Annotated in this window: 14 protein-coding genes; 8 read left to right on the top strand and 6 right to left on the bottom strand. The window is 64.3% G+C overall.

Annotated features, from left to right (window positions below; all coding sequences use genetic code 11):
- On the bottom strand, positions 1–152 hold a 152-nt coding region (locus KUW17_RS16700), incomplete at its 3' end, for a hypothetical protein (protein ID WP_222481184.1).
- A 138-nt stretch (positions 153–290) separates the two neighbouring features.
- Positions 291–740: a methyltransferase family protein gene (locus KUW17_RS16695; protein ID WP_222481160.1), complete on the bottom strand. Its 450-nt coding sequence runs from the start codon at positions 738–740 to the stop codon at positions 291–293.
- A 356-nt stretch (positions 741–1,096) separates the two neighbouring features.
- On the opposite strand from KUW17_RS16695, the gene KUW17_RS16690 reads away from it, so the two are divergent.
- The 4 genes from KUW17_RS16690 (at position 1,097) to kynA (ending at position 4,483) form a co-directional block, all read left to right on the top strand.
- On the top strand, positions 1,097–1,849 hold the full coding sequence (locus tag KUW17_RS16690) for an SDR family NAD(P)-dependent oxidoreductase (RefSeq protein ID WP_222481158.1): 753 nt from the start codon (positions 1,097–1,099) through the stop codon (positions 1,847–1,849).
- Entirely contained in the window at positions 1,849–2,226 is a 378-nt protein-coding gene (locus tag KUW17_RS16685; RefSeq protein ID WP_222481182.1) for an MmcQ/YjbR family DNA-binding protein, read from the top strand. The genes KUW17_RS16690 and KUW17_RS16685 overlap by 1 nt, the downstream gene beginning before the upstream one ends.
- Positions 2,227–2,307: 81 nt before the next feature.
- Positions 2,308–3,501, top strand: coding sequence for a kynureninase (gene kynU, locus KUW17_RS16680; RefSeq protein WP_222481156.1), 1,194 nt, complete (start codon positions 2,308–2,310; stop codon positions 3,499–3,501).
- 148 nt (positions 3,502–3,649) lie between these two features.
- A complete protein-coding gene (kynA, locus tag KUW17_RS16675; RefSeq protein ID WP_222481154.1) occupies positions 3,650–4,483 on the top strand; it encodes a tryptophan 2,3-dioxygenase in 834 nt (277 codons plus the stop codon).
- A 31-nt stretch (positions 4,484–4,514) separates the two neighbouring features.
- Here the strand turns inward: kynA and KUW17_RS16670 are convergent, their stop codons facing one another.
- On the bottom strand, positions 4,515–5,096 hold the full coding sequence (locus KUW17_RS16670; protein ID WP_222481152.1) for a TetR/AcrR family transcriptional regulator: 582 nt from the start codon (positions 5,094–5,096) through the stop codon (positions 4,515–4,517).
- 93 nt (positions 5,097–5,189) lie between these two features.
- Here KUW17_RS16670 and KUW17_RS16665 point away from each other — a divergent pair, with 93 nt between their 5' ends.
- The gene (locus KUW17_RS16665; protein ID WP_222481151.1) at positions 5,190–5,654 is read left to right on the top strand and encodes a (2Fe-2S)-binding protein; all 465 of its coding nucleotides are present in this window, start codon (positions 5,190–5,192) and stop codon (positions 5,652–5,654) included.
- A gap of 3 nt (positions 5,655–5,657) precedes the next feature.
- On the top strand, positions 5,658–7,898 hold the full coding sequence (locus KUW17_RS16660) for a xanthine dehydrogenase family protein molybdopterin-binding subunit (RefSeq protein ID WP_222481149.1): 2,241 nt from the start codon (positions 5,658–5,660) through the stop codon (positions 7,896–7,898).
- A gap of 105 nt (positions 7,899–8,003) precedes the next feature.
- On the opposite strand, the gene KUW17_RS16655 is transcribed toward KUW17_RS16660, so the two are convergent.
- From KUW17_RS16655 to KUW17_RS16645, 3 genes are all read right to left on the bottom strand, one after another.
- On the bottom strand, positions 8,004–8,780 hold the full coding sequence (locus KUW17_RS16655; RefSeq protein ID WP_222481147.1) for a gamma-glutamyl-gamma-aminobutyrate hydrolase family protein: 777 nt from the start codon (positions 8,778–8,780) through the stop codon (positions 8,004–8,006).
- 102 nt (positions 8,781–8,882) lie between these two features.
- Positions 8,883–9,311, bottom strand: a complete 429-nt coding sequence (locus tag KUW17_RS16650) for a GlcG/HbpS family heme-binding protein (RefSeq protein WP_222481145.1) — start codon at positions 9,309–9,311, stop codon at positions 8,883–8,885.
- 109 nt (positions 9,312–9,420) lie between these two features.
- Positions 9,421–11,568: a malate synthase G gene (locus tag KUW17_RS16645; protein ID WP_222481143.1), complete on the bottom strand. Its 2,148-nt coding sequence runs from the start codon at positions 11,566–11,568 to the stop codon at positions 9,421–9,423.
- A gap of 222 nt (positions 11,569–11,790) precedes the next feature.
- Between KUW17_RS16645 and pepN the strand changes: the two genes are divergently transcribed.
- Both pepN and KUW17_RS16635 read left to right on the top strand, forming a co-directional pair.
- Entirely contained in the window at positions 11,791–14,343 is a 2,553-nt protein-coding gene (pepN, locus tag KUW17_RS16640; protein WP_222481141.1) for an aminopeptidase N, read from the top strand.
- The gene (locus KUW17_RS16635) at positions 14,336–14,794 is read left to right on the top strand and encodes a hypothetical protein (protein ID WP_222481139.1); all 459 of its coding nucleotides are present in this window, start codon (positions 14,336–14,338) and stop codon (positions 14,792–14,794) included. Before pepN ends, KUW17_RS16635 begins: the two co-directional genes overlap by 8 nt.
- The last annotated feature ends 48 nt before the right edge of the window (positions 14,795–14,842 follow it).

Genomic DNA, 14,842 nt, shown 5'->3' with positions numbered 1-14,842 from the left:
TCATAAGCCGCATCGGAAAACCCCGCCGCAGCCCCCGCCCCGGTCTCGATCGCGCAAGTGTACCCCAGCTTCTGCAGCTGCGCCGCAGACTCCGGCGTCATCGCTACACGGTTTTCACCCGGGAATGTTTCTTTTGGTGTCCCTATTTTCACCTTGTCGGTCCCCCTCGTCCTGCCCGTGCCAGCATCCTCTGGGTACGGATCACAATGATTTCATCTACTATGCGCAAGATTATTGCGCAAGGATTTTGCTGCGTTGCCGCAAAGTCACGCTGCAATGCCGCGCCAACGTCATACCCAGCGGCGCACCTTCTGTTCATAGCGCGCCCAGTCCGCCCGGAAGGTCCGCCGCATCCGGTCTTCTTCGGGAATGACAAACCGCTTCTCCAGAACCCACAGGAACACTGGGATCAGCGGCAGTGACAGCACCGCATCAAACCACAGGACAAAACCAGCAAGTATCAGCACATCGCCCAGGTAGATCGGATTGCGGGTGCGGCTGAAGATCCCGGATTGCACCAGGCGGCTGGGTGTCTGATGCGGGATGACCGTGGTCTGCTGCCGCCGCATCTCGGTGATCGCGAGCAATGCCAGAAGAATGCCGCCGCCCACCAGAATGCCCGCCAGGAACTCCGCCCAGGCCCCGCCAAAGGATAGCCCGAAGGCAAATTGCGCCGCTTGCAGCCAAGCGGCCGCAACAAATCCGGCCAGCCAGAGGGGCGGCACATCCAGCCACCGCATCACGCCCTGCCCCCTTGCAGTATTCTGTCCGAAACAACACGCATCGCGGGCAACCTTCCCTTATCCGGCCTGCTCGTCCAGACCTGTTCGGCCGGGATTGAAAGAAAAGGACAATTTGCCCCACATGCCGCGAAAACGGCGAATCCGTTCCCGCTTGCGGCATGATCCTGCATAGTTTCGTCCGGATGCCTATGTATTTCTTTGTGTACTGAACGGCCGGCCGGCCCGGTGCCGCGCCGGGCGGCTGCCACTGAAACGCGCATTCCCGCACTATGGCGGCGCCGTGACGGCACGGCGGGGTTGCCACACGGCTGAGCCCGGATAGGCTGAGCCGCAAAACAGGGAGGCCGGACAACATGGCATTGCAAGGCAAACACGCGCTGGTGACTGGCGGCGGCACGGGGATCGGTCTGGCGATCGCCCACGGATTGGCGGCGGCAGGGGCGCAGGTCACCATCACCGGCCGCAGGCAGGAAGTGCTGGAAGAAGCGGCCGCCGATGGCCTGCACCCGCTGGCAATGGATGTGCGCAGCGAGGAGGACGTTCAGACCAAGATCGCCCAGGCGGTGGCGGCGCGCGGCCCCATCCAAATATGCGTCGCCAATGCCGGTGTTGCCGAGGGTGCGGCGCTGCACAAGACCTCGATGGACTTCTGGCGCAACATGATGGCAACCAACCTGGACGGCGCGTTTCTGACCATCCGCGAAAGCTTCAAATCGATGCGGCAGACCGACTGGGGGCGGGTGATCACGGTCTCCTCTGTCGCGGGCCTGCGCGGACTGAAGGGCGCGGCCTGTTATTCGGCCACCAAACACGGGCTGATCGGGCTCACACGGGCGCTGAGCGAGGATTACCTAGGCACGCCGTTCACCTTCAACGCGCTGTGCCCGGGATACGTGGACACGCCGATTGTGGAGCGCAATATCACCTCGATCTCGCAGCGTTCGGGGATGAGCGCGGTGGAGGCACTGGACGTGATGGTCAACGCCAACCGGCACAAGCGTCTGATCGAACCGGAGGAAGTGGCCGCGGCTGCCCTGTGGCTCTGCGGTCCGGGGTCCGGGTCGGTGAACGGCCAGTGCATCGAAATCTCGGGCGGGCAGATGTGATGGACCGGGAGGGGTTCAACGCATTCTGCGCCACTTTCCCGGCGGCGGAGCATGTGGTGCAGTGGGGCAATTCTGACGTTTGGAAGGCGGGCGGCAAGCTGTTTGCTGTCTGCGGCTGGGCCGATGGCAGGGACGCCTTCACCTTCAAAGCAGGCGAGATTGCCTATGAGGTTCTGCAAGAGCGCCCTGGGGTCCGCCCGGCGCCCTATTTGGCGTCGCGGGGCATGAAATGGCTGCAGCAATTTGCCGAAGACGGCCTGACGGATGCGGAGCTGAAAGAACAGATCACCCTGTCCTATCAGATGGTCACTGCGAAGCTTTCGAAGAAGAAGCGCGCCGAGTTCGGGATACCGGATCCCCGGCCAGCCAGCGGCTAGGCACTGGACAGAGCGGCCCGGATGCGGTAGCAAACGCTAAAAGCTTTAAGCTTGAAATATCCAATCGACGTGAGGCCCCCCATGACCGATTTTGCCGCAACCAAGGCGATGTTCGACCTGCCGGAAGGCGTGATCTATCTGGACGGCAACTCGCTGGGCCCCCTGCCCCGCGCCGCCAAGGAGCGGGTAGGGTCGATGATGCAGGACGAATGGGGCCAGATGCTGATCACCGGCTGGAACAAGGCCGGCTGGATGGACAAGCCCAGGGCGCTGGGGGACCGGATCGGGCGGCTGATCGGGGCGGAGCCCGGCCATGTGGTGATGGGCGACACGCTGTCGATCAAGGTCTATCAGGCGGTGGCCTCAGCTCTGGAGCTGAACCCGGGCCGCAAGGTGGTGCTGTCGGATAATGGCAACTTCCCAACCGACCTGTATATGGCAGACGGGCTGCTGAAATCGCTGGGGCCGGAGTATGAGTTGCGCGTCGTGGACCCGGAGGCGGTGGCGGACGCCATCACCGATGAGATCGCGGTGCTGATGATCACCGAGGTGGATTACCGCACCGGCCGCAAGCACGACATGAAAGCGCTGACCGAAAAAGCCCACGCCCATGGCGTGCTGACGGTCTGGGACCTGGCCCATTCAGCGGGCGCCATTCCGGTGGATCTGGCCGGGTGCAAGGCCGATTTCGCTGTTGGCTGCACCTACAAGTACCTGAATGGTGGCCCCGGCGCGCCGGCCTTCATCTATGTCTCGCCGCGCCACGCGGAGACCGCCCGCCCGGCCCTGTCCGGCTGGCTGGGGCATGAGGCGCCCTTTGCCTTCGACCTGGACTACCGCCCGGGCCAGGGCATCGACCGGATGCGCGTCGGCACCCCGCCGATCCTGCAGCTGACCGCGCTGGAGGCGGCGATGGATATCTGGGACATGGCGGATATGGACACCGTGCGCGCAAAGTCCATCGCGCTCTGCGATCTGTTTATCGCCGAGGTGGAAGCGAATTGCCCGCAGCTGGAACTCGCCTCGCCCCGCGACCCGGCCTTCCGCGGCAGCCAGGTGTCGTTCAAATTCGACGAAGGCTATGCCGCGATGCAGGCGCTGATTGCCCGCGGTGTGATCGGCGACTTCCGGGCGCCCGACATCATGCGCTTCGGCTTCACCCCGCTGTATATCGACGAGGGCGACGTGCGCGCGGCGGCAGAGATCATCACCGATGTGATGACCAATGCCCTTTGGGACCTGCCGGAATACATGGTCCGCCACGCGGTCACCTGATGCGCCGCACCCGCTCATACCATCTGCCGCTTTGCCGCCCGGCGGGCTGGGTCGCGCTGTGGCGCCGCCTGGCCCAATGCGGCACCCTGAACCGGAGGACGCATTCCCTTCCCTGACATATACTGAATTTAGGAAAAGGAATGATGTGATGACCCAACCCTACGATCCCGCCGACGACGGCGCCCAGATGTCCTTTGACGGGCGCATGTCCTATGGCGATTACCTGTCGCTCGACATGCTGCTGAACGCGCAGAAGACATGGACCAATACCCACGACGAGATGCTGTTCATCATTCAGCACCAGACCTCAGAACTGTGGATGCGGCTGGCCATTCACGAGCTGAGCGCCGCCCGCGAAAGGCTGCTGGGCGGCCAGGCGCGGCAGGCGTTCAAGATGCTGGCGCGGGTGGCGCGCATCTTTGAGCAGCTGAATTCCGCCTGGGACGTTCTGCGCACCATGACGCCCTCGGACTACACCGCCTTCCGCGATGAGCTGGGCCAAAGCTCCGGCTTCCAGTCGCACCAGTACCGGCAGATCGAATTCATGCTGGGCAACCGCAACAAGGCGATGCTGCGGCCGCACTCGCACCGGCCGGACATTCTGGCGCTGCTGGAGGCGGAACTGGCGCAGCCGTCGCTTTATGACGTGGCGCTGAAGGCGCTGGCGCAGAGCTTTACTCTGCCGGAGGAAGTGCTGAACCGCGACGTCAGCGAAGCCTATCAGCCGCATGAGGCGGTGCAGGCCGCCTGGACCGAGGTCTACCGCGACACCGGGGCCCACTGGGAACTGTATGAGCTGGCGGAAAAGCTGGTGGATTTCGAGGACTATTTCCGCCGCTGGCGCTTCAACCATGTGACCACGGTGGAGCGCGTGATCGGCTTCAAGCGCGGCACCGGCGGCACCGGCGGCGTCAGCTATCTGAAACGGATGCTGGAGGTGGAGCTGTTCCCAGAGCTGTGGCACCTGCGCACCGAGCTCTGAAACGCTTGCGGGCTGGATTTTCCGGCCCGCATCACCGCGGCGTCAGCCCTGCCCCGGCCAGGGCAGCCAGCTGGCGCACCCCGTCCTGGTAAGCCTCGTAATCCGCGGCAGTCTGCTTGATCCCCTTCAATGAGGCGCAGAGGGTTCGGGCAATCACCGCGGCATCGCCGCTCAGCACCGCACGCCCGGCCGCAGCCTGCTGCTGCAGCCACTCCGCGTAGATCCCGCTCAGGGCGGCCTCGCCCTCGGCGATCACTTCGCCCGCAACGCTTTTGGTGATCTCGAACAGCTCCATCCCGTGCGGCGAGGACATCATCATTTGCACGCCCTCCCCGGCCTGGCCCTGGAAGGCCGCCAGCAGCCGCTCCGGCAGCGGCCCCGGTTCCGCCAGCGCCGCCCGCACCCCGGCAGCCGCTGCGCCGTAATAGGCGGCAACCAGCGCCCGGAAGATCGCTTCCTTGTTCTTGAAATGCAGATACAGTGCCGGCCGCGACATGCCCGCGCCCTTGGCGATGTCATCCATCGAGGTTTTGCGGAATCCGTAAGTTGAGAACGCCATCCAGGCGGCCTCAAGGATTGCCTGCTGTTTCGGGTCAATGCCTGCCATGTTCATATTTCCGCTTCTGACATTGTTTGTAAAAAATGTCAATTGACACCCTGACAAAACTCGTTATTTTTGTCAACAGCACAGCAAGGGAGCCCCGCCATGCCAACAGACCTGCGCATTAATGGAAAAACCCATCAGGTCAATCTGCCTGATGATGTGCCCCTCCTCTGGGTTTTGCGGGATGAGGTTGGCCTCACCGGCACCAAGTTCGGCTGCGGCGTGGCCGCCTGCGGGGCCTGCACCGTCCATATCGACGGCGAGGCGGTGCGCTCCTGTCAGGTGGCGCTGTCCGATGTCTGGGGCGAGGTCACCACGATCGAGGGCATCGGCACGCCGGACGCGATGGCGGCGATCCAGCAGGCCTGGGTGGAGCATCAGGTGGCCCAATGCGGCTACTGCCAGTCCGGCCAGATCATGCAGGCGGCGAGCCTGCTGGCGGCGAACCCTGCGCCCTCGGACGCGGAAATTGACGAGGCGATGCAGGGCAACCTGTGCCGCTGCGGCACCTACCCGCGCATCCGCGCCGCCATCCATTCCGCCGCCCAGAAGATGCAGGAGGCGTAACCGATGGCCAGTTTCAAGAAAATCGCCCGCCGCAGCTTCCTGATCGGCTCTGCCGCCATTGTCGGCGGCGTTGCCTTCGGCGCCTATTACGTCAGCCGCCCTGCCCCGAACCCGCTGAAGCCGGCGGAAGGCGAAGCCGCCTTCAACCCGTTTGTGATGATCTCTGGCGAAAAGATCACCCTGATCGCCCCGCGCGCCGAGATGGGCCAGGGCGTGCACACCACCTGGGCCGCATTGATCGCCGAAGAGCTGGACGTGACTCTGGACCAGGTTGAGGTCATCCACGGCCCGGCCGCCACCGCCTATTACAACGCGGCCCTGCTGGGAGAGGTGATCCCTTCCAAAGGCTACGACAAATCGCGGTTTATGCATTCGCTGGGCGAGGCGCTTGGCCATGCGGGCAAGCTGATGGACATGCAGGTGACCGGCGGCTCCTCCTCGATGAAGGACGGGTATGAACGGATGAGGGCCGCGGGCGCCTCTGCCCGGGAAACGCTGAAGCTTGCCGCGGCCAACCGGCTGGGCATTGCCAGCAGCCAGCTGTCCACCAGGGACGGCAAGGTGATTGCCCCCGGCAACATCGAGATTGCCTATACCGAGCTGGCTGCTGAGGCCGCCGGGCTGGAACCGGTCGAGGCCCAGCTGCGCCACCGCAGCGAATGGAAGCTGCTGGGCAAGGCGCAGCCGCGTGTGGACATGCCCGGCAAGGCCACCGGCACCGCTAAATTCGGCATCGACGTCCGCCTGCCGGGGATGAAGTTCGCGGCCCTCAAGGCGAACCCGCACCTTGGCGGCACCATGAACGGCTTTGATGCCAGCGAAGCGCTGCAGATGCCGGGCGTCGAACAAGTGGTGGACCTGGGCAATGCCTTTGCCGTGGTTGCAAACAACACATGGCTCGCCATCCAGGCCGCCGAAGCGGTCGCCGCAGACTGGGGGCCTGCCCCCATTCCGGGCACGCAAGCGGAAATCCAGGACGCCATCCGCGCTGCCTTTGACGCTGAGCCGAACTCCACCCTGCGCGACGATGGCGATGTCTCTGCACTTCCCCAAGGGGCGCAGGAAATTTCCGCCGAATACGAGGTGCCCTTCCTTGCCCACGCGACGATGGAGCCGCTGAACGCCACCGCGCTCTACGACGGCAGCAAACTGCAGCTCTGGAGCGGCAATCAGGGGCCGCTTCTCACCCGCAATCACTGCGCCGATGCGTTGGGGATCGACCCCGAACAGGTCGAGGTGAACACCCCGATGATGGGCGGCGGCTTCGGGCGGCGCGGCGAGTTGGACTTCTCGGTCTATGCCGCCAAGCTGGCGCGGCAGATGCGGGGCACTCCGGTGCAGCTCACCTGGAGCCGGGAAGAGGACATGACCCATGACTTCTACCGCCCCGGCGCCATGGCCCGGATGCGGGGCGCGGTGAAGGACGGCAGCGCGGTTCTGCTGGATGGACAGATCGCCAGCCAGGCGCTGCCCCCGCAGCTGATGAGCCGCTGGTTCGGTATGACTCCCGCCGGCCCAGACACAACACTTGTCGACGGCGCCTTCAACCAGCCCTACGGCATCCCCAACTACCGCATCCGCGGCCACGCCGCGGAGCTGCAGGTCCCGATCGGCGCCTGGCGGTCTGTCGGGGCGTCCTTCAACGGCTTTTTCATGGAAAGCTTCATGGACGAAATGGCCCATGCGGCCGGAGCCGACCCGCTGGAGTTCCGGCTGGCCCTGACCCGCCAGGAATGGGCGCCCGCGGCCAAGGTTCTGGAAGCGGCCAAGGAGATGTCCGGCTGGACCGGCAAGACGGCTGACGGCGTGGGCCGGGGCGTTGCCATGACCTACAGCTTCGGCACCCCGGTGGCGCAGGTGATTGAAGTGGCGGAGGAAGACGGACTGATCCGCCTCAGAAAGGCCTGGATCGCCGCCGATCTGGGCGTTGCGCTGGATCCGCGGAACCTGGAAGCACAGATGTTCGGCGGCATGGCCTATGGGCTGTCAGCAGCGATGTTCGGCGAGATCACTTTTGCCGAAGGCGCGGCGGAACAAGGGAACTTCCCCGATTACGACGCCATCCGCATGCGCACGATGCCCGAGGTGGAGGTGCGTATTCTGGAAGAACAAACGCATATCAGCGGCGCAGGCGAGCCCGGCACCCCGCCCGCGGCCCCGGCGCTGGCCAACGCACTGTTCGACCTCACCGGCAAACGCGCCCGGCGGCTGCCGCTGATGCATGACTTTGATCTGCTGATCTGACGCTGGCAGCGGCCTGCCCGCCGGGCGGGCCGCAACGCCGGCAGCTCAGGCCAGCCTCTGCACCAGGGCAAAGCCGCTTCAAACCGCGCTCAACGTGGAATGTGCCTATGCCGTCTTTTGCAACCCGGCCTGTCCGCCTGCGGACCAGGCCCGCACCGCCCCGCCGAAAGCCTCAAACAACGGGCGGGACACCGGGTCCGCTGCCGCCTCCCACTCCGGGTGCCATTGCACCGACAGAGTAAAGCCCGGCGCATCCTTGATATAGACCGCTTCCGGCGTGCCGTCCGGCGCGTGGCCGTCAATGACAACCCGCGCACCCGGGCGCTTGATGCCCTGGCCGTGCAGCGTGTTCGTCATCACTTCCTCAGCACCGAACAGGCGGTGGAACACCCCGCCGGAGTTGAACTTGACCGTATGACGCAGGGCGAATTTTTCCTCCAGCGTGCCGTCCGGCGGCATCCGGTGGTTCATCCGCCCCGGCAGGTCGCGGATTTCCGGGTGCAGGGTGCCGCCCATTGCCACGTTCACTTCCTGAAAGCCGCGGCAGATGCCCAGGAACGGCTGGCCGCGCTCGACGCAAGCGCGGATCAGCGGCAGGGTGATCGCATCGCGCGCCCGATCAAAGGCGCCATGTGCATCGGTCTCGGCCTCGCCGTACTCATTGGGATGCACATTGGGCCGCCCGCCGGTCAGCAGGAAGCCGTCGAAGGTATTCAGCAGCTCCTCGACAGTCACGAACCGCGGGTCCGAAGGGATCATCAGCGGCATGCAGCCCGCCACCTCGGCAATCGCCTCGGAATTCATCGTCCCGCCCGCATGCACGGGGTACTGATCGTTCAGCAGATAAGAATTGCCGATAATGCCAACCTTGGGTCGTGCCATATTCCGCATGTCTCCGTTTCCTGGCAGAAAATCTAGCCCTGCCAGGGCACGGGTTCAACCGCAGTGATGGCGCAACGCTCTGTTCACGCACGCACTTGAGGCTCAGATCTCGCCCTTGAGGCCCGCGGCTTCGATGCCCGCCACAGCCGCAATGGCGTCGTTGTCCGAGGTGTCGCCGGTCACGCCAACCGCGCCGATCACCGCGCCGTCCGCGCCGCGCACCAGCACGCCGCCCGGCACCGGCACCACCTGGCCGCCGTAAACGCCGTTCACCGCTGCCATGAAATAGGCCTGCGCCTCTGCCCGCGCCATCTGGGCGCTGCCCGCCATGCCCAGCATCACCGAGCCGTAGGCCTTGCCATGCGCAATCGGGAAGCGGCCCGGAGCGGCGCCGTCCTCACGCTCAAACGCCTGCACATGGCCGCCAGCGTCCAGCACCACCACCGACAGCGGTTTCAGGTTCAGCTCATGCCCCTTCTCCAGCGCCACCCGGATGATGGTGCGCGCCTGCTCCAGTGAAATCCCAGCCATCAGTTCAGCCTCCTCTCCTAACGTTACGGAACAGAAAAGGAGGCCAAAAGGCCCCCTTTGACTACCCCTTGTTGCGGGGAAACTGTTTCATCCGGTCAGTTTGCCGCGGTCAGGCCGCGGCTTCCTGGGCCTTCAGCTCCAGCCGCCGGGCGTGCAGCACCGGCTCAGTATAGCCGGAAGGCTGCACCCGCCCCTTGAACACCAGATCGCAGGCCGCCTTGAAGGCGATGGTGTCATAGCCCGGTGCCATCGCGCGGTAGGTATTGTCGCCGCGGTTCTGCTCATCCACCACTTTGGCCATCTTGCGCAGGCTGCCCATGACTTCCTCTTCGGAGACGACACCATGGTGCAGCCAGTTGGCGATATGCTGGGCGGAAATCCGGCAGGTGGCGCGATCCTCCATCAGGCCGACGTCATTGATGTCCGGCACCTTGGAGCAGCCGACGCCCTGATCGATCCAGCGCACCACATAGCCGAGGATCCCTTGCGCGTTGTTGTCCACTTCGCGGGCAATCTGGCGCGGGGTCCACTTGCGGTAGGTCGCCAGCGGGATTTCCAGGATGCCGTCCACATGGGCGCGGCGGCCGCCCTCTTTCAACTTGGCCTGCACCGCCAGCACATCAACCTTGTGGTAATGCAGCGCGTGCAGGGTCGCGGCGGTCGGGCTCGGCACCCAGGCGCAGTTGGCGCCGGATTTCGGGTGCTCGATCTTCTGCTCCAGCATCGCCGCCATCATGTCCGGCATCGCCCACATGCCCTTGCCGATCTGTGCCTTGCCGCTCAGCCCACATTCCAGGCCGATGTCGACGTTCAGGTTCTCATAGGCGCCAATCCAGCCCTTGCGCTTGATGAAATCCTTACGGGAGAACGGCCCCGCCTCCATCGAGGTGTGGATCTCGTCACCGGTGCGGTCGAGGAAGCCGGTGTTGATGAAGGCGACCCGGTGCTTGGCGGCGCGGATGCATTCCTTGAGGTTCACTGAGGTGCGGCGCTCCTCGTCCATGATGCCGATCTTCACGGTGTGGCGCGGCAGGCCCAGGATATCCTCGACCTTGTCGAAGATCCGGTCGGTAAAGGCGACCTCTTCCGGCCCGTGCATCTTGGGCTTCACCACGTAGACAGAGCCGTGGGCAGAGTTGCCGCCCTCGCGCTTCAGGTCGTGCTTGGCGATCATCACGGTGATCAGCGCATCCAGCAGGCCCTCGTATGCCTCGTTTCCGTCCTTATCCAGTACTGCTGGATTGGTCATCAGATGGCCCACATTGCGCACCCACAACAGGGCGCGGCCCTTGACGGACATGGCCGAGCCGTCCGGCGCGGTATAGCCGAAGTCCGGGTTCAGGCGGCGGGTGATGGTCTTGCCGCCCTTCTCCAGCTCTGCCTCCAGATCGCCCTTCATCAGCCCCAGCCAGTTGGAATAGGCCTGTACCTTGTCCTCGGCATCGACGCAGGCGACCGAATCCTCGCAGTCCATGATCGCCGACATCGCGCTTTCCAGCCGCACGTCTGCCAGCCCCGCCTGGTCGCGGGCGCCGATAGCATGGGCGCGGTCGAACACCAGTTCCACATGCAGCCCGTTGTTGCGCAGCAGCACGGATTCCGGCGCCTTGGGGTTGCCGCGGTAGCCTGCGAATTTCTCCGGCTGCGCCAGCGGCAGGTCGTCGATCAGCAGCTGGCCGTCCTGCACGTGATAGCGGCGCACGTCCGCGTGGCTGGCGCCATTGATCGGGAACGCCTCATCCAGGAACACCCGCGCCCGCGCCACAACCCGCGCGCCGCGGCCCTTGTCATAGCCGCCCTTGGGCGCCGGGGTTCCCATCGCATCGGTGCCGTAGAACCCGTCATACAGGCTGCCCCAGCGCGCATTGGCCGCGTTCAGCGCATAGCGGGCATTGGTGATCGGCACCACCAGCTGCGGCCCCGGAACCTTGGCGATCTCAGGGTCCACGTTCTGCGTTTCGATCTCGAAATCGCCGCCCTCCGGCAGCAGGTAGCCGATGTCGGCCAGAAACGCCTTGTAGGCTTCGTGGTCATGCGGCTTGTCGCGGTTGGCGATGTGCCAGGCGTCGATCCTGGCCTGGATTTCCTCGCGTTTCGCCAGCAGCGCGCGGTTTTCCGGGCCGAAGCTGTTCACCAGCTCCGCCAGGCCTTTCCAGAACGCCTCGGCCTCGATCCCGGTGCCCGGCAGCGCCTGTTTCTCGATGAAATCCGCCAGCTCCGGCGCCACCTGAATTCCCTGTTTCTCGACCCGGCTCATGACTTGCTCCTTCCGGCGGTACACCACTGTATGCTGACATCTAACTAGGGCAGAAGTTTCCAGTCAGCAACAAAACACCCCATCGGTGAAACCGAACTCAATTTCTTGATTTTCAAGAAAGTGCTGCGGATTTTCCGGAAGCGGCATTTCAACCGCCAATCCGCTTGCAGTCCCGCCTCTATCCTCTACACCTGAAAAGAAGCAGTTCCGAGGAGAGCGAGAATGGCCAAAGATACGCCCCAGACCTTCTACCTGAAAGACTACACGCCCTTCGGATATGACGTCGAAAGCGTTCACCTGACCTTCCGCCTGGCACCGGAAACCACCCGCGTCCTGAGCAAGATCCGCTTTGCCCCCAAGCCGGACGCGGCAGACAAGACGTTCTTCCTGCACGGCGAAGAGCTGAAACTGATGTCCGCCAAAATCGACGGCCAGCCGGTCACGCCGGAACTGGTCGAGGGCGGCCTAAAATGCGAGGTGCCCAGCGCCCCATTCACTTGGGAAGCCGAGGTGGAGATCAACCCGGCCGGCAATACCGCGCTGGAGGGGCTATACATGTCCAACCGCATGTACTGCACCCAGTGCGAGGCCGAGGGCTTCCGCAAGATCACCTATTACCCGGACCGCCCAGACGTGATGTCCACCTTCACCGTGCGGATCGAGGGCGACGAGCCGGTGATGCTGTCAAACGGCAACCCGATGGGCGCGGGCGAGGGCTGGGCCGAATGGCATGATCCCTGGCCGAAACCGGCCTATCTGTTTGCGCTGGTGGCGGGCGACCTGGTGAACCATCCCGGCAGCTTCACCACGCGCTCTGGCAAGGATGTGGAGCTGAACATCTGGGTCCGCCCCGGCGACGAAGGCAAATGCGCCTTTGGCATGGAGGCGCTGAAAAAGTCGATGAAATGGGACGAGGACGTCTACGGCCTCGAATACGACCTCGACCTGTTCAATATTGTCGCCGTGGACGACTTCAACATGGGCGCGATGGAGAACAAGGGGCTGAACATCTTCAACTCCTCCTGTGTTCTGGCCTCGCCCGAAACCTCCACGGATGCCAATTTCGAACGCATCGAGGCGATCATCGCGCATGAGTATTTCCACAACTGGACCGGCAACCGCATCACCTGCCGCGACTGGTTCCAGCTGTGCCTGAAGGAAGGGCTGACGGTATTTCGCGACGCCCAGTTCACCGCCGACATGCGCTCGGAGCCGGTGAAGCGGATCGACGACGTGATTACGCTCCGCGCCCGCCAGTTCCCGGAGGACAACGGCCCCCTCGCCCATCCGCCGCGGCCCGAAGCCTTCCAGGAAATCAACAACTTCTACACCGCCACCGTCTATGAAAAGGGCGCCGAGGTGATCGGCATGCTCAAGCGGCTGGTGGGCGATGACAACTATTACAAGGCGCTGAAGCTCTATTTCGAGCGCCACGACGGCCAGGCCTGCACCATCGAGGACTGGCTGAAAGTGTTCGAGGATGCCACCGGGCGCGACCTCAGCCAGTTCAAGCTGTGGTACAGCCAGGCGGGCACCCCGCGGGTCAAGGTCTCCGAAGATTACGCCGATGGCACCTATACCTTGACGTTTGAGCAATCGACGCCGCCGACGCCGGGCCAGCCCGACAAGGCGCCGCGGGTCATTCCGATGGCGGTGGGCCTGTTGTCCCCCAACGGCGACGAGGTGCGCGGCACGCAAGTGCTGGAACTGACCGACGCCAAGCAGAGCTTCACCTTCGACGGCCTCGCCTCCAAGCCGGTTCCTTCCATCCTGCGCGAATTCTCCGCCCCGGTGATCCTGGAGCGCGAGACCACCAACGCCGAGCGCGCCTTTTTGCTGGCGCATGACACCGACCCGTTCAACCGCTGGGAGGCCGGCAATGCGCTGGCCAAGGAAACCCGGGTTGCCATGGTGCTGGACGGGGCGGCACCCGATGCGGCCTATCTGGACGCGCTGGAAAAACTGGTGCGCGACGACGAACAGGACCCGGCCTTCCGCGCGCTTGTACTGTCGCCGCCCAGTCAGGCCGACATCGCCCAGACCCTGCATGAGCGCGGCTATACACCCGATCCGCAGAAGATTTACGACGCGGCTGAGACCTTTACCCAGACCCTGGCGCAGCAGCTGGAAACCAGCCTGCCCCGGCTTTATGCCGCAACCACGGTCGAAGGCCCCTATGCCCCGGATGCCGAAAGCGCCGGCAAACGCGCCCTCAATGGCCGCATCCTGTCTTTGCTGACCCGGCTGGACGGTGGCGAACAGGCCGCGCGCCAGTATGCCGCCGCGGACAACATGACCCAGCAGTATGCTGCCCTTGGCGCCCTGATGAAGGCCGAGAAAGGCGAGGCGCAAAGCCAGGCGTTCTTCGATCAGTGGCAGGACGACCGGCTGGTGATGGACAAGTGGTTTGCCCTGCAGATCGCCTGCGCCGCGCCGGAGAATACGGCTGCAACCGCCGCCGCTCTTACCAAACACCCGCTGTTCGACATGAAGAACCCCAACCGCTTCCGCGCGGTCTTCGGCGCGCTGGCGGGCAACCACGCGGGCTTCCACCATGCCAGCGGCGAGGGCTATCAGCTGCTGGCCGAAAACCTGATCGCGCTGGACAGCCTGAATCCGCAGACCACCGCCCGCATGTGCGCCGCCTTCCAGACCTGGAAGCGCTATGACGCGGGCCGCCAGTCGCTGATCCGCGCCCAGCTCAGCCGGATTGCCGGGACAGAGGGCCTCAGCCGCGACACCAATGAAATGGTGACCCGGATCCTGGATGCCTGAAACGCCTGAAACATGCCCCCCGGCGGAGGACTACAGCTTTTCCCGCCGGGGCCGCTCCCCCGCGGCCATTCTGGCGACATGCGGCTGGCTGCTGGCGCTTCTGGTGCTGTGGCGGGTGCTGGATGCGGCCCTGTGGCTGGTAATCCTGCTGACCCTGCCGGTTATCCCGGCGCTTTTGGACCTGATCCGCAACCCCTTGTCGGGCCTCAGAATTTCCGCCAGCCGGATCGAATGGTTCAGCGGCGGGCTGAATGGCGCGGCAGAGCTTGGCGAGATAGACAGGGTACGCTTTGACACCCGCTGGGATTTCTCGGTCCGCGCCACACTGATCCTGAAGAGCGGCAAACGCATCCGCCTGCCGCAAGAGGCCACGCCGCCGCACCAGGAAATAGATGCTGAGTTTCAGCGGCGCGGAATCCGCACCGAACGCCACCATTTCACGGCATTTTGACACCCTTCTTCACGGCATTCTGGCGCCCTTCGTTAAAAGCCCGGCAAA

The organism is Leisingera aquaemixtae, assembly GCF_019801145.1.
GTDB lineage: Bacteria > Pseudomonadota > Alphaproteobacteria > Rhodobacterales > Rhodobacteraceae > Leisingera > Leisingera aquaemixtae_A.
The sequence above is the reverse complement of the archived record's forward strand: the minus strand, read 5'-3'. Positions and strand labels throughout refer to the sequence as shown.